The sequence below is a fragment of the Olsenella sp. AGMB03486 genome, from assembly GCF_040884255.1.
GTDB lineage: Bacteria > Actinomycetota > Coriobacteriia > Coriobacteriales > Atopobiaceae > Olsenella_L > Olsenella_L kribbiana.
Genome location: NZ_JBEVTM010000001.1, coordinates 56,929 through 77,716 on the forward strand (window position 1 = coordinate 56,929; position 20,788 = coordinate 77,716).

Genomic DNA, 20,788 nt, shown 5'->3' on the forward strand with positions numbered 1-20,788 from the left:
TGACACTCTTCCGAAGACGTGCAATTGCTAGTTCAATAGGGGTATTATCAGTCCAGCGAAAAACCGACAGGGGAGAGGGTCCCCAGCGGCGACGAGCCGTGGTGAAAGGAAGCTTAGGATTATGGCTGTAGACAAGGAACTTCTGGCTGCGACGATCGACGTGATCCGTCAGAGCCTTCAGGCAGATGGCGGCGACGTGGAGCTTGTCGATGTGGACGACGACGGCGTTGTCTCCCTCGAGATGCAGGGCGCATGCGCAGGCTGCCCGCTCTCGAGCTACGACATGTCGATGGGCATCGAGCGCATCCTGAAGGAGCACGTCCCGGGCGTGACCCGCGTGCAGTCGATGATGTAGGATTTCGATAGAAGAAGTGAGAGCAGCAGCCGGAGCGTCCCTTCGGCTGCTGCTTCTTGTAAGGCAGAAAGCACCGAGGAGCGCCCATGTGGCTCAATGAGATCTATCAGCATCTGAATCCGATAGCCATCCAGATCGGCCCTATTGCCATCAGGTGGTATGGCATCGCGTATCTCGCAGGGTTCATCTGCGCCTATCTCGTGATCAGGAGCCTGAACAGGCGCTGGGAGCTCGATATCGTGGAAGACGACCTGCTCTCGATCGTGATCGGCGTCGCCTTCGGTGTCATCATCGGTGCCCGCCTCTTCTATATCCTGTTCTATGGGGCTGGCTACTATCTTGCGCATCCTGCCTCGATCCTGGCCTTCAATGAGGGCGGCATGAGCTTCCATGGCGGGCTCTGCGGCGCCATTGTCGGTGGCTGGCTCGTCTGCCGCCATCTCCATATCTCGACACTCTCGGTTGCAGACATGGCTGTCTGCGGCGCGCCTCTGGGCCTCTTCTTCGGCCGCTGCGCGAACTTCGTGAACGGCGAGCTCTGGGGCAAGCCGACCGATCTTCCCTGGGGCGTCATGTTCGAGACGGGCGGCAACGTCTACAGGCACCCGTCGCAGCTCTATGAAGCCATCCTCGAAGGACTTGTGATCTTCGTCGTCCTCTTTGCGCTCTCGAGGAAGAAGCCGCCCCGCCCCCAGGGCACGTTCATCGGCACGTTCCTCACGCTTTACGGCGTCTTCCGCTTCCTGATTGAGTTCGTGCGTCTTCCGGATGCACAGCTCGGCTATCTCCTCGGCACGAACTGGCTCACGATGGGGCAGTGCCTCTCGATCCCGATCTTCATCATCGGCCTCGTTATCCTTGCCTTTGCCCACAAGTACCAGCTGCCGCAGGTCGGATATCTCAAGAAGCACACTCCCGCGCACACGAAATAGGATTGTGAGCAGAAAGGGCCAGGCACGATGCCTGGCCCTTCTTCATATCGATGATATCCGGCTCTATTCGAAGATGATGAACGGCTGCTCGTCGTAGCCTTCGAGCTCGATATCGTCGCCCGTGAAGCCGAAGATCTCGCGTGCATCCTCGAGCGCCGTGTTCTCCGTATCCTCCTCGTCCGCATCGTCGGGCGCTTCTTCATCCTCAGGCTCGCGTTCCATCTCGTAGGAGATGGCCTCGTCGCCTTCTGCGAGCGGCGTTGCGCTCACGAGCGAGCAGAGCCCTTCGCGCGTCGGCACGATCTTCTGCCACTGCGTGACGAGCGGTTCTTCCGGCTCCTCTGCAAGCTCAATGAGGGAGTCGAGATAGATCTCCTTCGCTCCTTCGAGCAGGTCCGAATTCTGGCGGATGTCCTCGAAATGGTTCGCGAACTTCTCGAGCGCTTCATCGGCGTCGGCTGCCTTCACGATGCAGGGCATGAGGCAGTAGTTGTGTGCAGCGTCGAGCTCGTCGTTGTAGCTGAAGTTTCCGACATAGAGCATGGGGTGCCTCCTCAGACGGCATTGCCTTGCTTTGAGCCTAGCAGCTCAGCGACGGAATGGCCCCCGCCTTATGTGCAGACGGCACGGCTGGAACGGCAGGATGCCCTGCATCCGGGCAGTGTTGCCTTTTCCACCCACTTTCAGGCAGATGCTTGCTAGACTGAGATGAAAAGGCAGCAGAAGCTGCCGTACATACAGACACTGTCGGATGGGGCGGTTTGCAGCGCCTGCGTGCTGCGATTAAAAGGGAACCCGGTCAGAATCCGGGACAGCCGCCACTACTGTATAGGGGAATGCCTGGACGCATATCCCATTGGGCTTCGGCCTGAGAAGGGGTCCAGGAAGGCATTGCCAGCCCCCAAGCCAGGAGACCTGCCTCCCATCCAAAGGACCGAAGCATCCTGGGCAAGGGGGAGGCCGGCCGGAACAGCCAAGGCAGCAGGTGCTCCCTGCCGCAATCATGGCATCTGGCTCTTTCCTTCCAGGAGGAAAGGAAGGGGCTTGATGAAGCATCGGCCAGAAAATCCAGGATATGCACGGCGCGTGCTGGCATTCGTGCTCAGCCTCTCGCTTGCCTGGTGCCAGCTGCCAAAGCCGGCGTTCGCTGCGGACGGGGTGGGCGGAAACCTGCAGGAGACTGCCCAGGCTGCACCCGCACAGGAAGCTTATGTGGCCGGCTCGGGCACTGCGGCGTCGCAGGCCTCCTCTCTTTCGGCAAAGGATGGGGACAGCAAGGAGAACGGAATCTCTTCTGCGACAGAGGTGTCTGTCACGACAGACGAGAGCCCAGCTTCCGGAAAGAATGCCGATGCCTCCTCAGAACAGAAGACGCAGGCTTCAGCCGCAGCTTCTGGCACGACCACGGAACCTGCAGCAGATGCCGGGGCAGATGTGGCCGAGATCTCCGTCAGGATTCGCGTGATCGGTCCCGATGCAGCGGGCAACGTCAGCGACTGGCTTGCCGAGAAGACGGTGAAGATAGCGTCCGGAAAGACTGCTCAGGACCTCACACAGCAGGCATTTGCCGGCACACTCACGGCAGACATCGAGCCCTCTGCCTGGGGTGCCTACCTGGATACGATCACGTCGCCTATCGATGGAAAAGCCTATGGCTCTGATAAGGCGACAAAGAAGTATTGGCAGCTCTTCGTGGATGGTACGCCATCCGCTCTTGGCATGTCCCAGGTAACGCTCGCAGAGGGTTCCGAGATCGTCTGGTACTACTCTGCATATGGTGCGTCTCTTGCGGATGCAAAGGTCGTGAGCGACCCGAGCCTCGAAGTGTCTGATGCTTCAGCCACGCGCACGGAGGGAACGGCCGAGTGGGCAGGCTTCAATCAGGGCATGCGGGGAGGTGCCGTCACGGCTGAGACGCCGACCACGGCTGCAGGCACGGCCCTTGCCTGGAATCCTGTACAGATCGGCATGGGTGCCTCCGACCCGGTGCTCGTGGATGGAAAGCTCTATATGGTCTCTGCCGGCACGCTCCAGGTCATCGATTCCTCGACAGGCGAAGTCCTGGCAACGAAGAAGATCTCGACGAAATCAGGCTTCTTCTGCCGTCCGGTCTATGCAGAAGGCCTTCTGATCGTTCCTGTCGATGATGGCCGCCTCATGGCTTACACGCTCTACGATGCTTCAGGCACCGATTCCTTGAAGCTTGTCTGGGAGACGCCGCGCATCGAGGCTTCCGGCGCGACGCAGACGCTCTCGTCCCTCACAGTGGCAGACGGCCGCGTCTTTGCCGCGTTCTCTGTCGTCGATTGGATGAACCCGCTCGATGGCACGGGCTACATCGTCTCGGCATCCCTCGCGGACGGCTCGAGCTGGCAGGTCACGACGGAGAACGACGAATACTACTGGGCAGGTGCCGCTTCTCATGGCAAGGACATCATCATTGCAGACGAGAAGGGCTACGCCTACCTCCTGAGCGGCACGGATGGATCCGAGATTGCGTCTGTGAACCTCGGGAACGCCAGCCACGCGAGCATCACGAAGGTGTCTGATACGGAGTATCTTGCCGTGACGACAGATGGCGTGCTCCATGTTCTGAGCGTCCAGAACGGCACCATTGCCGAGACCGCATCCGTCAAGTTTGCCGACCGCTCGACCTCGACGGCGGTCGTATCCGGCTCTGTCGCCTTCGTCGGCGGCTCTCTGAACGGTTCTGGCTGGCCCTATACTGGCACCCTTTCTGCCATCGACCTTGCCCGCGTAGGCGAGGTGGGCTATGTGCCCCAGACCATCGAGATCGGTGCAGGTGCCGTGCAGGCAACGCCTCTCGTGGCGCAGAGCAGCTCGGGCCTCTCCATCTATGTGACGGCGAACAGCACGCCGGGCGGCCTTTTCCTCGCGAGCTACCGGAATGGCAACCTGTCGGAAGCCCAGACCATCTTCACGCCGGAAAGCTCGTACCAGAACTACTGCACCGCATCGCCCATTGCCTCGAAGATGGGCCTCATCTTCTACACGAACGACTCCGGCTATCTCTTCGCGCTCAAGAATGTGGCCATCTGGACCATCTATTTCGATACCGAGGGCGGAAGCAGCATGGCGCACAAGACGGTGGCTGCCGGAACGGCAGCAGGCTCGCTCGATGAACCGACACGCGATGGCTACACATTTGCGGGCTGGTATCTCGACAAGGAATGCATGAAGTCCTTCGATGCCTCCTTTATAGGCGAAGGCGGCACGACGCTGACGCTTCATGCCAAATGGACGAAGAATGCAGCGGCACCCGCTCCGCGAACGGATGCAGACGGAGCTGCCCCTAAGACGCGCCCTGCGCGCACGCCGGCAGCTCCGTCTTCTGTGCCTGCAGTCCAGACAGCTGACGAGAGCACTATGACAGATGAAGCGGCACCTGTCCTGGCGCAGTCCGCCAGCAGGGACTCTTCTTCCGGGAGCCCGGAGGATGTCAGCGCGGCCGCAGCCGGTAGCGCGGACATGACCGGTGCTGCGCAGGACACATGGAAGATTGCGGTGCCCATCGCGCTGCTCGCCCTTGGCCTCTTCCTGATCCTTCTCGCACTCAGGCGCAGAAAGCAGGAGAGATAGCGTGGCAGGATACATCGTCCATGACCCTGAGGGCGAAGAGGGCGGGCAGAAAGCAGGGGACAGGAGGCGCTTAGGCTGGAAGCTGCCGCTTGCCGCGGGACTCGTCCTTGTGGCAGCAGCCCTTGCCGGCTTTGTCGCGCTCCTGGGGCCGAATCTGGTCTCGGCCTCGTCCATCGCGGATAGCGCAAGCGTGGTCCAGGAGCAGCCAGCACTTACAGAAGCCCGCATCCAGGCGGCGCTCGGGGATCTTGTGTGGCAGGGAGAGGATGTCGGCCTCGACCCTTCTTCTACTGCAGTCACGATCCAGGACGACGGAGGCATCCTCGTATCTGTGGTGGATGACGGGGCGGCCCAGGACGTTGTGCCGCTTGCGGCAAAGCGCCTCCTCGCCCTTGCACAGTGGATAGAAGACCAAACAGGTGCGGATGCACCCGCCGTCTCCTGGAGCGTCAGCACGACAGCGGGCGTCCAGGTCTTCGAAGGCACGCTCGACGCAGGGGCGTCTCCTTCGCCAGAGGCCCGAAGCACGAAGGAGCTTCTCTCTGCGCTGTCGTCCTACAAGCTCTCCGATGCAACCTGGCAGGACCTTGGCCTTGCCGATGTGCCGGAATCCGGGGGCGGCGACAGCGCGGATGCAGCGGGTGATGCGGCAGCTGCAGACGATGGGTCCTCCAAGAAGGGCTCCGACAGCACAGCGGGCCCCGCCTCGCCTCAGAGCAGCGCTTCTCCTGGCGCCGGGGCGCCTGGAGGCTCTTCGGACCCTCCCGATCGGGTTCAGGGCGGAGGCCCGACGAGCCCATCATCTCCATCGGGGGATGCAGCACCTGCTGGCACGTCTTCTGCACCGTCCCGGATCGCGGTCACGGTTTCTGTCGATTCCACGCTCGGTGGCGGCAACTCAACGTCTGCTTCGGCCAGCGTGCCCTTAGGCTCATCGGTCCTCGATGCGCTTGAGGCTGCAGGGTATAGCGTAAGCACGCAGAACACGCAGTACGGAATCTATATCACAGGGATTGGCGGCGTCGAGGCGAGCTCGCGCGACAGGCGTGGCTGGGTCTATGCCGTGAACGGCGTCGAGCCTTCCTGTTCCGCTGCGAACTATGTGCTCTCATCTGGTGACACGATTGCGTGGGCCTATGTCTCCTACTGATGATTTCGGGGAGAGAGGGGCGGACGTCTCGGAGACACTCCGTCCCTTCGCCTCCTTCCATCCAGCCGTTGCGCTTGCCGCAGGAACCGCCCTTCTGCTCTTTGCCATGTTTGCCCTGCAGCCGGTCTATGTGTGCCTGAGTCTCGTCTCAGCATTCGTGCTCTCAGGAATTCTCCGTGGCTGGATGCGTACGCTTGCAAAGCTTCGCTGGCAGCTGGGCCTTGTCCTTCTCATGGCCTGCGTGAATGCTCTCTTTGCCGGGTATGGGGCAACGACGCTTTGCGTGCTCGGCCCCTTCACGATTAAGCTCGAGAGCCTCGCCTACGGGGCGATGATGGGCGCAGTCCTTCTTTCTGTCATGCTCTGGTGCGAGAACCTCAGCTCCATGGTGAGCGAGGACGAGATCATGCAGATGATGGGCACGAAGGCGCCTGCTACGGCGACGACTTTGGCTATCGCTGCCCAGCTCGTGCCCCAGAGCATGAGGAGATATCACGCCGTGAAGGACGTCCATCTCGCGACGACTGCCGCAAGGCAGCCCTCGTCTGCCAAGGAGCGGACCGATATCCTGGCGGGAGGGATCCTGCTCTCCTGGATGCTCGAGGACTCGATCGGACGTGCCGATGCGATGCGCGCCCGCGGGTGGGCACGGGGGCAGAAGCGGTCAGCCTTCCAGACGCACGAATTCCATGCACGGGATGCCGTGGCGCTTATCGGCCTTGCCGCGCTCGGGCTTGCCTCGGCTGTGCCTGCGGGCATGGCGGTCGGACAATGGCACTTCTATCCCACAATGCCTACGCTTGTCTTCTGGTGGGGCTATGTGCCCTATATGATGCTTGCAGCCCTGCCCATAGGATCTCTCGTGCATGAGCGGATGCTCTGGCGGAAGGAGGAGAGATGACAGAAAGCGCTCTGGAGTTCAGCCACGTGAGCTTTGCCTATGCAGTGCCGGAAGGGGAGCGGCAGGGGCCAGATGTCCTTGCCGACATCACATTCTCCGTGCCGGAAGGCTCCTTCACGATCCTCTCCGGCCAGAATGGCTCGGGCAAGACAACGCTTCTGCGTCTCGCGAAGCCAGAGCTGGCACCTCACGGCAGGTTTTCTGGCACTATCTCCTTCTTCGGACGTCCGATTGATGCACTCTCTCCGGCCGAGTCTGCCTCTGGCATCGGATACGTGTTCCAGGACCCCGAGAGCCAGATCGTCTGCGATACGGTCTGGCACGAGCTTGCCTTCGGCCTCGAGAATCTGGGCTCGACGCAGGAAGAGATGCGCCAGCGCATAGCCGAGACCTGCTATTTCTTCGGTATCGCCTCCTGGTTCCGGAAGCGCACCTCCGAGCTTTCGGGCGGCCAGAAGCAGATTCTTGCCCTGGCATCGCTCATGGTCATGAGGCCACGTCTTCTCCTCCTGGACGAGCCGACCTCCATGCTCGATCCGCTTGCCGCAAAGACCTTCCTGGGGCTGCTCTGGCGCATGAACCAGGAGCTCGGCATCACTGTCATCGTCGCGACGCACGACCCAGCCACGCTTGTCCCCTATGCAGACAGGGCCTTCATGCTTTCCGCAGGAGGCACGCTTGCAGAGGCAGAGGCCAGAGCCTTTGCAGAGGCACCCTCAGCGCTTTCTGGCATGGCGGCCGTGCATCCTGCTGCAGCTGGTGTGGCAGCAGAGCTTGAGCGCGTCTACCAGCGCTATGCCGCGCGTGCCCCCTGGGTGCTTCGCGACCTCTCGTTTGCGGTGCCTGAGGGAAGCTTCAGCGTGCTTCTGGGCGGCAATGGATCGGGCAAGTCGACGGCGCTTGCTGTACTTGCAGGCATCGCTTCGGTGCAGCATGGAAAGGCGAGGAACGCCCATGCGAAGATGCAGGCGTTCCTGCCGCAGAACCCGCGCGCGCTCTTCGAGAAGCCGTCCATCTCAGAGGAGCTTCTGGAATGGGGACCTTCTGTTGGCTATGGCAGGAAAGAGGCTCTGGAGGTGCTCGAGGCCCTGGGCCTTCCTCAGGACGAGGCATTCCTCGCACGGCACCCCTACGACGTCTCGGGCGGGCAGGAAGAGCTCCTGGCGATTGCGAAGCTGCTGCTTGCGAAGCCGGATATCCTGCTTCTGGATGAGCCGACGACGGGACTTGACCGGAGTTCGAAGAGAAGGCTGGCTGCGGCGCTCCAGAAGGTGCAGGAGGCAGGCACGACCATCGTCTGCGCGACGCACGATACCGAGCTTGTGCGAGCGCTAGCCAATACGGTCACGCTCATCTTCGATGGGGGAGCGGCAGTGAGCACAGATGCAGAGAGCTTCCTTTCCAGAAGCTGGCTCTGGGGGCGCAGATGATGTGGCAGCGCATCCTCAAGGCCTCGGAGCCTCTGGTCCTGGCCCTTGTCCCTCTCCTCATGCTCTGGTCTGCCTGGACGGGCTCTGCCATATCGGGCGGGCTTGCGCTCCTTGCGGCAGCCGTTGCCATCCTCTTCATGTTCGCCCGCATCGAGGCGGGAAAGCCGGCGCTCCGGCAGATGATGCCTGTAGCCTGCCTTTCTGCTCTGGCGGCAGCGGGCAGGATCCTCTTTGCGGCTGTGCCCGATGTGAAGCCGGTCTCTGCCATCGCAATACTTTCAGGGGCGCTTCTGGGGCCGGAGAGCGGCTTTGCCGTCGGCGCCTTCGCAGCGCTCCTCTCGAACTTCTTTTTCGGGCAGGGCGCCTGGACACCGCTCCAGATGTATGCCTGGGGGCTTGTAGGCTATCTCGGAGGCGTTCTGGCACGTCATGGGCTCTTGCATAGCAAGTGGCAGCTCGCCGTCTCAGGCGTGCTCTCAGGCCTTCTCTATGGGGCAATCCTCAATGGCTGGTATGTCCTGGGCTATGTGCGTCCGCTCGTGCCCGAGACTGTCATTGCCGCCTTCCTCGCAGGACTGCCGCTCGACCTCGTGCATGGGCTTTCTACCGCTGGATTCCTGCTGCTTGTCTGGATTCCTTGGGGCAGATCGCTCAGACGTGCTCTGGCGCGCTATGATTGATAGCCGCACAAACGCAGATTGTACGTACCACCATGGCTTCCGGGGACCTTCGCAGAGGTGCCACACTTTGGCATCTTCTATTTGCAAAGTCATCCCTGCTTTTGTATTATCTGTATGTTTTGCCAATCTAGAAGGAGATGTGCATGTCCGGACACTCTAAGTGGGCTACCACGAAGCACAAGAAGGCCGCAATCGACGCAAAGCGTTCTGCGCTCTTCTCCAAGCATTCCCGCAACATCACCGTCGCAGCCCGTACCGGCGGAGACCCGAACCCCGCAAACAACGCTTCCCTTGCTGCAGCAATCGCCCGTGCCCGCATGGTTTCCATGCCGAACGCGAAGATTCAGGCTGCCATCGACAAGGCCTTCGGCTCTGGCGCCGAGGCTGTCGTGTACAAGGAGGTCACGTACGAAGGCTATGGCCCTGCAGGCGTTGCCGTCTACGTCGAGTGCCTGACCGACAACCTGAACCGCACCGCTGCTGATGTCCGCTCCGTCTTCACGCATGCAGGCGGCAACCTCGGCACGACCGGTTCTGTCGCCTTCCAGTTCACCCGCAAGGGCTCCATCGCCGTGGAGAAGGTCATCGTCTCCGACGAGAAGAAGGTTCCCGACAAGGAGAACGCTGTCGACGAGGACGAGTTCATGATGGCCGTGGCCGAGGCTGGCGGCGAGGATTACGAGGACGCAGGCGACGAGTGGATCGTCTACACCGCGTATGACAAGATGCAGGACGTCGAAAAGGGTCTCGAGGATCAGGGCATCGAGGTCAAGGGTTCCGAGCTCACGATGGTCCCGAACACGCCGGTCGAGCTTGGTCTCGCTGACGCTCGCAAGGTCCAGCGTCTGATCGACCGCCTCGAGGAGCTCGACGACGTCCAGAACGTCTACTCGACGATGTCTGTCTCCGACGAGGTCGCAGAGCAGCTCGAAGAGGACGAGTAGCCTCCATTCCAGAGCGCACAGAAGGGTGTCCGGTTCATCCGGGCACCCTTCTGCTATACGGAGGCAGGCCATGAAGGGCGGCAGGGGAAGCGTCCCTGCCGCCCTTCGCTGTGTCTCTAGGTGGTGCCTATTGCCCCAGGACCTCGGCTGCGATCTTTGCGGTCTCGGCGGCGTCCTTCGCGTAGTAGTCGGCGCCGACCATCTTCGCGTACTCGGGATTCAGGACGGCGCCTCCGACGACGACCTTGCACCAGGGTGCCTGCTTGCGCAGGAGCTCGATCGTCTCTCCCATGGCCGGTACCGTTGTTGTCATGAGTGCGCTGAGCCCTGCGAGCTTCACATGGTGCTCGACCACGACATCGCAGAACGCCTGCGGATCCACATCGCGGCCGACGTCCAAGACCTCGTAGCCATAGTTCTCGAGGAGCATCTTCACGATGTTCTTCCCGATATCGTGGATGTCGCCCCTGACGGTGCAGAGCGCGATCTTGCCCTTCGTCGGCACGGCGTCCTTCGGCTGCGATGCCTTGATTGCATCGAATCCTGCCTTTGCTGCCTCAGCTGATGCCATGAGCTGAGGCAGGAAGAACGTGCCCTTCTCGAAGCGCACGCCAACCTCGTCAAGGGCAGGAATCAGCACCTGGTTGATCGCATACATCGCATCGTGGCCTTCGAGGAGCTTCTCTGTCGCCGCCTTGACGGCTGCCTTCCTGCCATCGAGCACGCCCTGAAGGGCAGCCTCTTCAGGCGTTGCGGCAGCAGACGATGTGCTCGGGGCGGCAGGGGTGCCGGCAGCAGCGGCCGGGCCCTTTGCCTCGGTACGGCCGGCATTCTCCTCGACATAGGCACGGGCTGCCTCGTCTTCGCCTGAAAGCACGCGCCAGGCGCTCACGACATCGTGCATGCGCTGCTGGCCCGGGTTGATGATAGCGAGGTCGAGTCCGGCAGCAAAGGCAGCAGCGAGGAAGGTCGCATTGATCAAGGGGCGGAAGGGAAGGCCGAAGCTGATGTTCGAGACGCCGAGGACCGTGCGGACACCCGGCATCGCCTCCTTCACGAGGCGGATGCTCTTCAAGATCTCGCCAGGCGCCTTCTGATCCGTGCTTGCTGCCATAGCAAGGCAGTCGAAGACAAGGTCCTGTGCCGGCATGCCTTCCTTGCGGGCACGGTCATAGATCTTGCGCGCGACGGCGAGGCGTCCTTCTGCCGTGGCCGGGATGCCTGCCTCGTCGAGCGTCAGGCAGACGAGCGCGCACCCATAGTGGTGGGCAAGCGGAATCATCTCCTCCATCATGTCTTTGCGGCCATTCGTGGAGTTGATGAGCGGCTTTCCCGGATAGCTCCTGACAGCTGCCTCGACCGCGGAAGCCGTTGCCGAGTCGACCTGGAGCGGCAGCGATGTGACGCCTGAGATGTCCGTGACGGCACGCTTGAGGAGCTTCGTCTCGTCTATCTCAGGCAGACCCACATTCACGTCGAGCACCTGGGCGCCGGCGCGTTCCTGCTCGATAGCGAGCGTCAGGATGTAGTCGAAGTCCCCGGAGCGCAATGCCTCCTTCATGCGCTTCTTGCCCGTCGGGTTGATGCGCTCGCCGATGACGGCAATATGTCCCGGAGCAAGCGAGAGGAGCTCCTGGGAGCTTGCGACCGTGAAGTCGGGGGAGAGCGCATGGGGACGGGGCGTGCCGATCCCATCGATGAGGGCACGCTCGCGCGCGATATAGTCGGGTGCCGTGCCGCAGCAGCCGCCGACAATGGAGACGCCTGCCTCGACCATGGGCTTCATGGCTGAGACGAATTCCTCGGCGTCGATTCCATAGGTCGTCACACCGTCATGCACCTCAGGGAGTCCCGCATTGGCCTGCACCATGCAGGGGCAGGAAAGGTAGGGGAGCATGCGGAGCACAAGCGGCTCCACGTCTTCAGGGCCAAGCGAGCAGTTGATGCCGACAGCATCGGCACCGAGCGAGGAGAGCGTCACGGCAGCGACTTCAGGCGTCGTGCCGAGGAAGGTACGCCCGTCCTCTCCGAATGTCATTGTCACGAATGCCGGCAGCTGCGTATGTTCCTTGACCGCAAGGAGGGCAGCCTTCGCCTCGGCGAGGTCTGCCATCGTCTCGATCACGAAGAGGTCGGCTCCTGCCCCTTCTGCCGCGATTGCCTCTTCGGCAAAGAGCCCATAGGCCTCTTCGAACTTCATGGTCCCCATGGGCTCGAGAAGGGCTCCTGTGGGGCCGATATCCGCCGCAACATAGCGCGCTCCTGCTGCACGCACGCAGGAGACGGCTGCCTCGAAGATATGGCGCACGGTCGCCTTGCCGGCAAGCTTCAGGGCATTCGCGCCGAACGTGTTCGTCGTCACGGCCTCTGCACCAGCCTCGACGTAAGCGGCATGGATGGCTGTGACATTGTCCGGATCTTCAAGGCAGAGGAGCTCTGGCAGCTCTCCTGCCTTCATGCCACGTTCCTGGAGCTGCGTTCCCATGGCGCCATCGAAGAGGAGGAACTCCTGACCTTCGAGCACGTGGGCGAGGTGCTCGTCCTTGATTCTGAGCGTGCGCTTGGTACCAGGCCCGAAGGGGGCAGATGCCGGCACCTTCGGGTCGCGGATAGCAACAGAGGACAGGGTCCTATTTCCTTCTGTCATGGCAGGTCCTTCCCTGGACACGGAATGTGCAGAAATCGTGGCAGACGCACTTGGCGCAGCTCATGTGCGTGCTTCTCTTCGGTTCCGTGAAACAGCCGACAATGGCCGTGACGCTCTTCGTCGGTGTCATGAGGAGGCTCGGCGAGAGCGTGATGCCCAAGAGCCTCTGGGCATTGAGGGCAGAAAGGAGCGTCGGCTGCACGGCAAGCGGCAGGTCTCCGTAGCCAGGAGAGTAGCGCCAGGTGCAGAAGAGTCCCTGGCCTGCTGCCCACTTCACGGCTTCTGCCTCTGCAGCGTCGGCGGCACGCTCGACGAGTGCGACTGAGGCAGCATCGAAGAGGATCTGCTCGAGATGGTCGGTAAGCGAGAGGCGTCTGAGCTCCCGCTCATTCGACATGCCCAAGGTCACCGCGAAGACGGCTGCGGCCTGGGCCCCGGCAAGATGCTCTGCGATATCGTGGCCGGGAAGCTTGAGTGCCGTACCCTTGAGATGGACGCAGGGATTCTCGCCTTCGTCTATGCGCTCGACCTCGAAGGGGCGCATGACCCCCTTCGGTTCGGAGATAGCGAGGGCATGCCCGATGGCCGCATCGATCCTGCCATCCAAGGATGGGCTATACTCCTGCCCGGCATAGCCAAGGTAGCGGAGCACCTCCTCCTTGTCGACAGAGGATATCTCGTAGCGGGAGACGGATGTGCTAGCTGGCAAGGTAGCCGCACCCCACAAGCGCCTCGTGGATCTCGTGCGCCATGGCAGGCTTGTTCATCGTATAGATGTGGAGGCCGTCGACGCCGTTCTGTGCGAGGTCCTGGAGCTGCTCGATTGCGTAGGCAACGCCTGCCTTTGCCTGCTCGGCCGGGTCGTCTCCTGCGGCGATGATGCGCTTGATCACGGCAGAGGGAATGGATGCCCCGCACGTGAATGCCATGCGCGTGATCTGCTTCTGGCTCGTGAACGGCATGATGCCCACAACGATGGGGATCTTGATGCGGCCACGGGCGCAGAGGTCGCGGAAGCGGTAGAACGTCTCGTTGTCGAAGAAGAGCTGCGTCACGAAGAAGTCGGCGCCGGCATCCTGCTTGCGCTTCAGGTTCTCGAGCGATCTCCTCATGGACGGCGACTCCACGTGTCCCTCCGGATAGCAGGCAGCGCCGAGGCAGAGCTCGGGGTGCTGTGCCTTGAGGTAGGAGATGAGGTCTGACGCATACGTGAAGTCGATGGCATCGCGTCCTGGGGCGCGGTCGCCTCTGAGCGCCAGGACATTGGAGACGCCTGCCCGATCGAGCTTTCCCACATAGCGCTCGACATCCTCCTTCGAGGAGCCGAGGCAGGTCAGGTGCGCAAGGGAGGTGATGCCGAGGTCGTTCTGGACCGTGTTGCAGATCTCTGCCGTATGCGAGGAGGAGCCGGTGCCGCCAGCAGAGAATGTCGTCGATATCCAGTCAGGATGGTCCTGAGCGAGCGCTTCTGCCACCTTGCGCGCATCGGAAAGCGGCATCGTGCCCTTTGGCGGGAAGATCTCATAGGAATAGGTCTGCTTTGTCTTCAGCAGCTCGTCGATTCTCATCCGGTGCACCTTTCTCGAGTATCTGTCTTTCCATCATATGGGAGCTCTGTTTCATCTGCATCTCAGCTGCAGAATCGTGGCAGATTTCATGGCAGGGACAAGAGGGCCGGCCTCGCAGACTCATGTCGGCGAAACGGGGTATCCTTGGGATGTATCTGACGCTGGCGGAGGTGGCAGCATGGGATTTCTGAAGAAGCTCGCGATGACCCTGTGGTTCCTGGCGACGATTTTCGCGTTTGCCGCGCTTGTGCTCACGATCTTCGGACCGTGGACGAAGGAGGCGCTCGCGCTCTTTGCCGTCGACAGCTACAGCTATGCCGTGCAGGGATGCGTTGCCTTCTCCCTCATCGGCAGCTTCGTGATGTGGGTCCGCGTGCTTGCCCGCCGCAAGAAGGCACAGACGATCGAGCTCGAGGATGAAGAGGGCTCGACGATTGCAATCACCCGCGATGCGATTGCCTCCCAGGCTACCTACATCGTCGAGGAGGATGGCTCCTGCGAAGCGACGAAGGTCGCGGTCTTCGCGGAGAAGCATGGCATGATATCGGTCCATTTGACGATCCGTCCGCACGAGACGGTCTCTGCCGTCGAGAAGGGGCGCGAGCTCAAGGAGGAGCTCGAAGAGGGCCTGACAAAGCTCTGCGGCGAGAGGATCTCCTCGATCAGCCTCGAGTTCCTGGCACCTGAAGAGCCGAGCTCGCTTTCCGAGCCTGAGTCCTATGACCACCTCTTCGATGTGCCGGCGGGCGATGCCGATGCTCCGGCAGAGGAGGCATCTGACAGCGTGTCTGCATCTGAGGATGATTCCTCAGAGGACACCGCCGAGACGCCTTCCGCAGAGGGCGGCTCTGTCGCCGAAGAGGATGCTCCTGCTGCAGCAGATGAGCCCGAGGTTCATCCTGCAGCGTCGGGCGACGGCGTGACGATCTTCATGAAGGGCAGGACCCCGAGGGAGGAGGAGGCGCATGAATAGGCCGAAAGTGACGGTCGACGAGGACGAGCCCAAGCGTGATGCGAAGGGAGCATCGGAAGCCAGCAGGGACGCTGTAGCAGACACGGCTTCCACGAAGCAGAAGGCTGGTGCCCGTCCTCTCGAGGCAGCCGAGGCGTGGCTCCACAAGACGTTTCCGGGCCACGAGAATGCGGTGCTCTGCGGCTTTTTGGGCCTCATCGTCGCAATCCTTCTCTTTGCAATCGGCTTCTGGGCAACGCTTCTTGTTGCGCTCTGCGTGACCATAGGCGTCGCAATAGGCCAGATGCTTGACGGCGACCCGAAGATCATCTCATTCTTCCGTGGCCTCATGGGTCCGAAGGATGACGGAAGATAGCTGGATAATCGAGACGAGCAAGGAGTGGATGTATGGATACAGAGACGAAGGACACAGCAAAGGCCACGTATGCTGCTCCTGATGGACAGGAGAGCATGACCGATACGGAAGACATCGTGGCAGCAGAGGAGGATGACAACTCCGAGGATTCGCTGACGTTCAGCAACGGCGTGATCGAGAAGATCGTCGCCCTCGCCGTACGCGACGTTCCTGGCGTTGTCGGCATGAAGGGCGGCTGGGTGAACCGCGTGCAGGATGCCCTTGGTGCGACCGACCCCAGGAAGGGCGTGACGGTCGAGGTGACGCCTGATGCTGCCGTGCGCGTGAACATCTCCGTCCTGATCGAGTATGGTGCCTATGCACCGCAGATCTTCGAGGACGTGAAGAAGGCCGTCGTGAAGCAGGTCATGGGGATGACGGGTCTCGAGGTTGCAGGCGTGAACCTGCGCATCGAGGATGTCCTCACGCCTGAAGAGGTCTCCCGCAACGCGAAGCGCGCAGCCGAGGAAGAGGCAGATGCCGATGCCGAAAGTGAGGCCGAGGCACAGGAGTCCGAGGAGGATGTGGCACCGGTCGCTTCGACGGAGCCTGCCAAGGCCTAGGAAGCTGAAAAGTCAGCATCTGAACAGCCGAGCAAGAAAAGATAAGCCTGCATGCCTTGCATGCAGGCTTTTTATATATGATTTGTAACCAGGCAGGTCCAGTCGGTTGCCAAATGTCCCCGCTGCGGTATATTTGTCAGAAATCTGGAAGCGTTGAGGAGGAGCTATGAGCACATGCGGCACCCCTGCAATCATCGATGTGGATCCAGGTGTCGATGATGCGGCTGCGCTCTTCATAGCGCTGACCTGCTCACGTCTCGATACGTCGCTTGTGACGACCGTCGGGGGATCGATCGGCGTCAACCAGGCAACAGCCAATGCGCTGAAGCTCGAGGCCTTCCTCGGTACCCGTGCACTTGTTGCCAGGGGACGCGACCTTCCGAATTCCGAGAAGCGCCACTACATGCAGCCGACGCTCGGACCGTCCGGTCTGGGCTCCTGGGTCTTTGCCGATGAAGCATGGGACCTCTTCTACAACGTGCCTGCGAAGGATGCCATCTGCCAGACGGCGAAGAGCGCAGCAGCAAAAGGCCAGCGTGCCTGTATGATCTGCCTTGCACCGCTCACGAACCTCGCCGATGCACTCGAGGCGCACCCCGATCTGCCCGATATCCTGGGGCCCGTCTTCTGCATGGGTTCGACCATGGGAACAGGAGATACGCTGCAGCGTGCCGGCAGGAATGTCGCAGCAGACCCTGCAAGCGCGAAGGCGGTCCTTGCCTCCGGTCTCGATGTCTTCCTCGTGCCGGTCGAGGTAGCGGCAGCGGTTCGCATGTCCGATCTCGATATGGCCGATATCGCCCTTTCGGGCCGTGTCGGCAATGCCGTCTATACGATGCTCTCCGGTGCCCAGAGCCTCGACGGCAAGGGCAAGGAGATTGCAGACCCCATAGCGGTCGGCCTTGCGACCCATCCCGAGTTCTTCACGGTCGTGCCTGGCGAGCTTGAAGTCGAAGACGACGGCTCCTGCGGCATGAAGATAGGGGAGGAAGCGGCACATCCGAACTGCCGTGTCGCTACGGCTATCGATGTGCATGCATTCCGTGCCTGGTTCAAGTGGGCTCTGGAGCGCGCCTCCCGCTAGCGGATATCTTCAGCGCACGCTCAGCTGTGCGCCCATTTGTGCTCCTTTGCCGCTTGCCCTCCAATATGCGTCCCATCTCGCCTAGAGTAGATAGGTCGAAGGGGGATGTGGAGCTTGGGTCAGACAAGGATGCGCGATATCTGGATCAAGTCAGCTGTGGGCGTGGCTGCTGCGGCATTCCTCGTTGCTGCAGCCTATGCCGGAGGCGGCTGGGAGCCGCAGGCACCGGTCTATCCCGAGCCAGACGATGCGTGGGATGCGCAGTGCATCGAGGAGGGCATAGAAGGCCCTGCGGTCGGCACCGATGCGCCGAATGCCGTGCAGGACTATTTCCCCGACGAGCCGACCTTCGGCATCCTTTCGGACAACCCCACGACCGATGAGACGCAGGACGCAACAGAAGACGGTACGGCGACTGCCCCGACATCCGGAAAGAAGAGCTACTCCACGTATCGTGCGCTCGACGAGTATCTCGATGAGAACTTCGATGCGGCTGGCACGCCTGGCATAGGCGTTGTAGTCGTCGATGCAGCAGGAGCCGAGTACGAGAGAACGATGGGCGACATCGAGAGCGACCACGACACGATGCTCATAGGCTCGCTCACGAAGTCGTTCACGGCCCTCTCGATCATGCAGCTCGTCGAGGATGGCAAGATCGACCTCGATGAACCGGTGGCAACCTACTGCGACGCCTATGGGACGCCGGACAATGTGACCATCAGGATGCTCCTCAACCAGACAAGCGGATTCGGCTACTACGACTCGCTTGCCGAGGCGACGCCGGGCCTCACGCAGGGCACGTTCTCCTATTCGAATGCGAACTACGACCTTCTCGGCAAGGTCATCGAGGCCGTCTCGGGCGAGGCGTACGACGAGTATGTCGAAGAGCATATCCTGGAGCCGCTCGAGATGGACGACTCCTCGGCGAGCCTTGAGGCGCGTGCCTCTGCCCATGCCTGGAGAAACTACTTCGGCTGGAATGTCCAGGATGGCTTTGTGCACGAGGACGGCGATAATTCCTGGGGCAGCTGGAGCTCGGGCTATATGGCCACAAGCACGGCCGATATGGGCAAGTACCTCATGATGTACCTGAACCAGGGCACCCAGACCGCTACAGGCGGCGCCCAGGTGCTTTCTGCCGCAGGCATACGCCAGATGTTCCTGTCACGTGCTGCCGACCCCTACAGCGATGCCTTCTATGGTATGGGCTGGATCTCGTTCTACTGGGACGATGGGGAGCTCGTGCTCTCGCATGACGGAGATGTCGAGAACGGCGTAGCACGCATGATGATCTTCCCTGAGCGCGGCATCGCGATTGCTGTGCTCGGAGACGCGGCGGATGCCTTCGGCGGCAATACGGCCTTCTACGAGCTTGCGGACGGCGTCGTCGCAAATGTCGTCGGCGGCAAGGCAGAGCCTGTGAGCGCCACGGAGCGCATCGCGACGCACGCACAGGAAGATGCCTTCCTTGCCCTCTTCGTGCTGCTTGCCGTAGCTCCCATCGTGCGCCTCAGACGCTGGCGGAAATGGATAGGCAGGCTTCCGCACGATGTCTCGCTCTGGCGCCTCGTGTGCCTCCACGTGCTGGCGCCTCTGGGCATACTCTGCATGCCAGTATTGCAGGGCTACAAATGGCGGGATGTCCTTACGTTCATGCCAGATGTAAGCATCGTCTATATCGGATCTGCAGCAGTGCTCTTTCTGACCGGTGCCGCAAAGCTCCTCTTCATGCTCCATGTCTGGAAGAAGGAGAGAGGAAGAGAGCTGGCTGCGTAGGCGTGGCTTCTTCGAGAGACGAGAAAGGCCTGCCGGATCGCTCCGGCAGGCCTCTTCCATGTCACGGGGTCTTGTGGCAGCTTGCGCTAGAACCCTGCATAGATGAAGGTCGCAGGTGCCGTGTAGCCCGAGAAGCTCACGAACCAGTAGAGCAGGAGGCCCATTGCGATGATGGCAGCGGCAGTCCCGATATAGGTCAGCGTCTCATGGGTCTGCCCGAAGTCGAGTATGCGCTCCTTCGCGGTGGCAAGCGGTGTGAACTCCGCCTTCTCGTCCTTCTTGCTCATAGCTGGATCCCCCTCATATCGTCCGTGCCGGCACCCTCTGCGTCGCCGTAGCCCCAGCCGCCGAGGAACTCGTCGTCCTGGCCGTTCACGAAGTGGTAGACGGCGCGCTCGATATGGACCCAGCCACGCCAGCCCGGGTGCACGGTATCGCAGAAGAAGTAGCGCTCGTACTCGCAGGGGGAGAAGTCGGCGTAGGTGGCACCGGCAGAATCTGCTACATCCCTGACGCGGGCATACCAGGCAGCACGCTGGCTCTCGTCGATGCCGACATGGTCATACCAGGGTCCGTGCATCGGCAGCATGATCATGAGCACGCTCATGCCGCACTCGCGCGTGACATCGAGGAAGAGCGAGAGGTCGGACCACTCGCTCTCGGCCTCGTCGAAGTTCTGGCCACGCTCTGACTGGTAGTTCTTGTTCTTCTCCCAGTAGGAGTCGTAGACACCGATCTCATTGTTCGTGCAGCGCGCCTGGCCATCGGCTGTGGCCTGCTCGAGCCAGGCTTCCCAGTCAGGCTCGCCTGTCGGGATGCCCTGAAGCCTCGTCTTGCTCTTGCTCGGCGAGCCCTGGATCATCTTCTCGAGCTCGCTTCTGATGCGGAGCGTCTTCTCCTCGTGGATCTGGAGGTCGTTCAGCGTATCGAACGGCGTGTCCTGGTTGGCAGCGGCGAGTGTATCGGAGGAGATGCCGAGCTCGCGGGCACGCTCGCGCACTTTGTCCTTCGTCGTCTGCGAGAGCATCGTGTTCTGGCAGAAGTTCCGATAGAGCTCGTAGTTGAACTTGCCGGAGAACTTGTTCTGGGCGCCGCCGCTCTTGAAGAACCACTGCGGGCTCACGAAGAGCACGCACTCCTTGTTCTTTGCATGGGCACAATAGGCGCCTGCCGCGATGGCCTGCCAGAGGCTCTGGTCGAACGGCTCGCCGATGAGCGTCATGTCCACGCCGGGGTTATTGTCTCCGAAGACCTTGAGCGCAATCTCGGGGATGAGGTCGGCATTGAAATAGAACTCGGACGTGCCGAAGCAGAAGCGGCCATCGTCGCTCATGTTTGCGAGCACGAAGTCGACGGCCTCCGATTTCGGCATGCCGTACACATAGTCATAGATGCGCGAGCCATCCGCCTTGTTCTCGAGCTTCGGGTACAGGAACTCGTCTGCACCGACGAGCCCGGCGCCCAGGGCGGCGAGGCTTCCTGCAGTTGTCTTGAGTAGGGTCCTACGGGTGATCATATGCGTGAGTACCTCAGTCGAGCCGCTTCTCCACCTGCTTGATGATGAGATTCGGCGTGTTCATCTCCGAGCGGTCGACCTCGGTCGGCGCAATCGACACATCGAGCTCGTCCTCGAGGGCGACAAGCAGCTCGATGGCGCCCATGGAGTCGAGGTAGCCCTCCTCGAAGAGATCGGTGTCCATGTTGTCGGCGACGTCGTCCTCGCCGGAGATATCGCAGAGAAGGTCGATGACCTTCTGCTTCACCTCGTCGTGGCTATACTTTTCTGCCATA

General features: G+C 61.4%; 20 protein-coding genes and 1 riboswitch. Of the genes, 13 read left to right on the top strand and 7 right to left on the bottom strand.

Annotated features, from left to right (window positions below):
- Window positions 1-121 precede the first annotated feature (121 nt).
- Both ABVS03_RS00230 and lgt read left to right on the top strand, forming a co-directional pair.
- Window positions 122-355, top strand: a complete 234-nt coding sequence (locus ABVS03_RS00230) for a NifU family protein (protein ID WP_330970898.1) — start codon at window positions 122-124, stop codon at window positions 353-355.
- 86 nt (window positions 356-441) lie between these two features.
- A complete protein-coding gene (gene lgt, locus ABVS03_RS00235; RefSeq protein WP_368017534.1) occupies window positions 442-1,287 on the top strand; it encodes a prolipoprotein diacylglyceryl transferase in 846 nt (281 codons plus the stop codon).
- A 63-nt stretch (window positions 1,288-1,350) separates the two neighbouring features.
- On the opposite strand, the gene ABVS03_RS00240 is transcribed toward lgt, so the two are convergent.
- Window positions 1,351-1,830, bottom strand: coding sequence for a hypothetical protein (locus ABVS03_RS00240; RefSeq protein ID WP_368017535.1), 480 nt, complete (start codon window positions 1,828-1,830; stop codon window positions 1,351-1,353).
- Between the two features lie 197 nt (window positions 1,831-2,027).
- Window positions 2,028-2,225, top strand: a riboswitch (cobalamin riboswitch).
- A gap of 109 nt (window positions 2,226-2,334) precedes the next feature.
- On the opposite strand from ABVS03_RS00240, the gene ABVS03_RS00245 reads away from it, so the two are divergent.
- The 6 genes from ABVS03_RS00245 to ABVS03_RS00270 all read left to right on the top strand — a co-directional run bounded on the left by ABVS03_RS00245 (window position 2,335) and on the right by ABVS03_RS00270 (window position 9,992).
- Window positions 2,335-4,887: an InlB B-repeat-containing protein gene (locus tag ABVS03_RS00245; RefSeq protein ID WP_368017536.1), complete on the top strand. Its 2,553-nt coding sequence runs from the start codon at window positions 2,335-2,337 to the stop codon at window positions 4,885-4,887.
- A gap of 1 nt (window position 4,888) precedes the next feature.
- Window positions 4,889-6,037, top strand: a complete 1,149-nt coding sequence (locus ABVS03_RS00250; protein WP_368017537.1) for a DUF4430 domain-containing protein — start codon at window positions 4,889-4,891, stop codon at window positions 6,035-6,037.
- Window positions 6,024-6,938 carry an energy-coupling factor transporter transmembrane component T gene (locus tag ABVS03_RS00255; RefSeq protein ID WP_368017538.1) on the top strand — a complete coding sequence of 305 codons (915 nt, stop codon included), beginning with the start codon at window positions 6,024-6,026 and terminating at the stop codon, window positions 6,936-6,938. Before ABVS03_RS00250 ends, ABVS03_RS00255 begins: the two co-directional genes overlap by 14 nt.
- A complete protein-coding gene (locus tag ABVS03_RS00260; protein ID WP_368017539.1) occupies window positions 6,935-8,368 on the top strand; it encodes an ABC transporter ATP-binding protein in 1,434 nt (477 codons plus the stop codon). Before ABVS03_RS00255 ends, ABVS03_RS00260 begins: the two co-directional genes overlap by 4 nt.
- The gene (locus tag ABVS03_RS00265; RefSeq protein ID WP_368017540.1) at window positions 8,365-9,048 is read left to right on the top strand and encodes an ECF transporter S component; all 684 of its coding nucleotides are present in this window, start codon (window positions 8,365-8,367) and stop codon (window positions 9,046-9,048) included. Before ABVS03_RS00260 ends, ABVS03_RS00265 begins: the two co-directional genes overlap by 4 nt.
- 143 nt (window positions 9,049-9,191) lie before the next feature.
- Complete coding sequence (locus ABVS03_RS00270) at window positions 9,192-9,992, top strand: YebC/PmpR family DNA-binding transcriptional regulator (protein WP_330970906.1); 801 nt, start codon at window positions 9,192-9,194, stop codon at window positions 9,990-9,992.
- A gap of 127 nt (window positions 9,993-10,119) precedes the next feature.
- On the opposite strand, the gene ABVS03_RS00275 is transcribed toward ABVS03_RS00270, so the two are convergent.
- Genes ABVS03_RS00275 through ABVS03_RS00285 form a run of 3 tightly spaced genes read right to left on the bottom strand, consistent with a single transcriptional unit; the run spans window position 10,120 to window position 14,207 of the window.
- Window positions 10,120-12,639, bottom strand: coding sequence for a homocysteine S-methyltransferase family protein (locus ABVS03_RS00275; protein WP_368017541.1), 2,520 nt, complete (start codon window positions 12,637-12,639; stop codon window positions 10,120-10,122).
- The gene (locus ABVS03_RS00280; protein ID WP_330970908.1) at window positions 12,623-13,348 is read right to left on the bottom strand and encodes a vitamin B12 dependent-methionine synthase activation domain-containing protein; all 726 of its coding nucleotides are present in this window, start codon (window positions 13,346-13,348) and stop codon (window positions 12,623-12,625) included. Before ABVS03_RS00280 ends, ABVS03_RS00275 begins: the two co-directional genes overlap by 17 nt.
- The gene (locus ABVS03_RS00285) at window positions 13,338-14,207 is read right to left on the bottom strand and encodes a methylenetetrahydrofolate reductase (protein ID WP_368017542.1); all 870 of its coding nucleotides are present in this window, start codon (window positions 14,205-14,207) and stop codon (window positions 13,338-13,340) included. The genes ABVS03_RS00280 and ABVS03_RS00285 overlap by 11 nt, the downstream gene beginning before the upstream one ends.
- A 178-nt stretch (window positions 14,208-14,385) precedes the next feature.
- Here ABVS03_RS00285 and ABVS03_RS00290 point away from each other — a divergent pair, with 178 nt between their 5' ends.
- The 5 genes from ABVS03_RS00290 to ABVS03_RS00310 all read left to right on the top strand — a co-directional run bounded on the left by ABVS03_RS00290 (window position 14,386) and on the right by ABVS03_RS00310 (window position 18,997).
- Window positions 14,386-15,180, top strand: coding sequence for a hypothetical protein (locus tag ABVS03_RS00290; protein WP_368017543.1), 795 nt, complete (start codon window positions 14,386-14,388; stop codon window positions 15,178-15,180).
- Window positions 15,173-15,535: a DUF2273 domain-containing protein gene (locus ABVS03_RS00295; protein ID WP_368017544.1), complete on the top strand. Its 363-nt coding sequence runs from the start codon at window positions 15,173-15,175 to the stop codon at window positions 15,533-15,535. The genes ABVS03_RS00290 and ABVS03_RS00295 overlap by 8 nt, the downstream gene beginning before the upstream one ends.
- A gap of 95 nt (window positions 15,536-15,630) precedes the next feature.
- The gene (locus ABVS03_RS00300; protein WP_330971158.1) at window positions 15,631-16,137 is read left to right on the top strand and encodes an Asp23/Gls24 family envelope stress response protein; all 507 of its coding nucleotides are present in this window, start codon (window positions 15,631-15,633) and stop codon (window positions 16,135-16,137) included.
- Between the two features lie 166 nt (window positions 16,138-16,303).
- Complete coding sequence (locus tag ABVS03_RS00305; RefSeq protein WP_330970912.1) at window positions 16,304-17,221, top strand: nucleoside hydrolase; 918 nt, start codon at window positions 16,304-16,306, stop codon at window positions 17,219-17,221.
- Between the two features lie 114 nt (window positions 17,222-17,335).
- Window positions 17,336-18,997, top strand: a complete 1,662-nt coding sequence (locus tag ABVS03_RS00310) for a serine hydrolase domain-containing protein (protein WP_368017545.1) — start codon at window positions 17,336-17,338, stop codon at window positions 18,995-18,997.
- An 86-nt stretch (window positions 18,998-19,083) separates the two neighbouring features.
- Here ABVS03_RS00310 and ABVS03_RS00315 read toward each other — a convergent pair whose 3' ends face one another.
- Genes ABVS03_RS00315 through dltC form a run of 3 tightly spaced genes read right to left on the bottom strand, consistent with a single transcriptional unit; the run spans window position 19,084 to window position 20,787 of the window.
- Window positions 19,084-19,284, bottom strand: a complete 201-nt coding sequence (locus ABVS03_RS00315; RefSeq protein WP_368017546.1) for a hypothetical protein — start codon at window positions 19,282-19,284, stop codon at window positions 19,084-19,086.
- Window positions 19,281-20,513 carry a D-alanyl-lipoteichoic acid biosynthesis protein DltD gene (dltD, locus tag ABVS03_RS00320; RefSeq protein ID WP_330970915.1) on the bottom strand — a complete coding sequence of 411 codons (1,233 nt, stop codon included), beginning with the start codon at window positions 20,511-20,513 and terminating at the stop codon, window positions 19,281-19,283. The genes ABVS03_RS00315 and dltD overlap by 4 nt, the downstream gene beginning before the upstream one ends.
- Before the next feature lie 13 nt (window positions 20,514-20,526).
- Window positions 20,527-20,787 (bottom strand): D-alanine--poly(phosphoribitol) ligase subunit DltC, encoded by a 261-nt coding sequence (gene dltC / locus ABVS03_RS00325; protein ID WP_330970916.1) that lies wholly within the window; start codon window positions 20,785-20,787, stop codon window positions 20,527-20,529.
- Window position 20,788 lies beyond the last annotated feature (1 nt).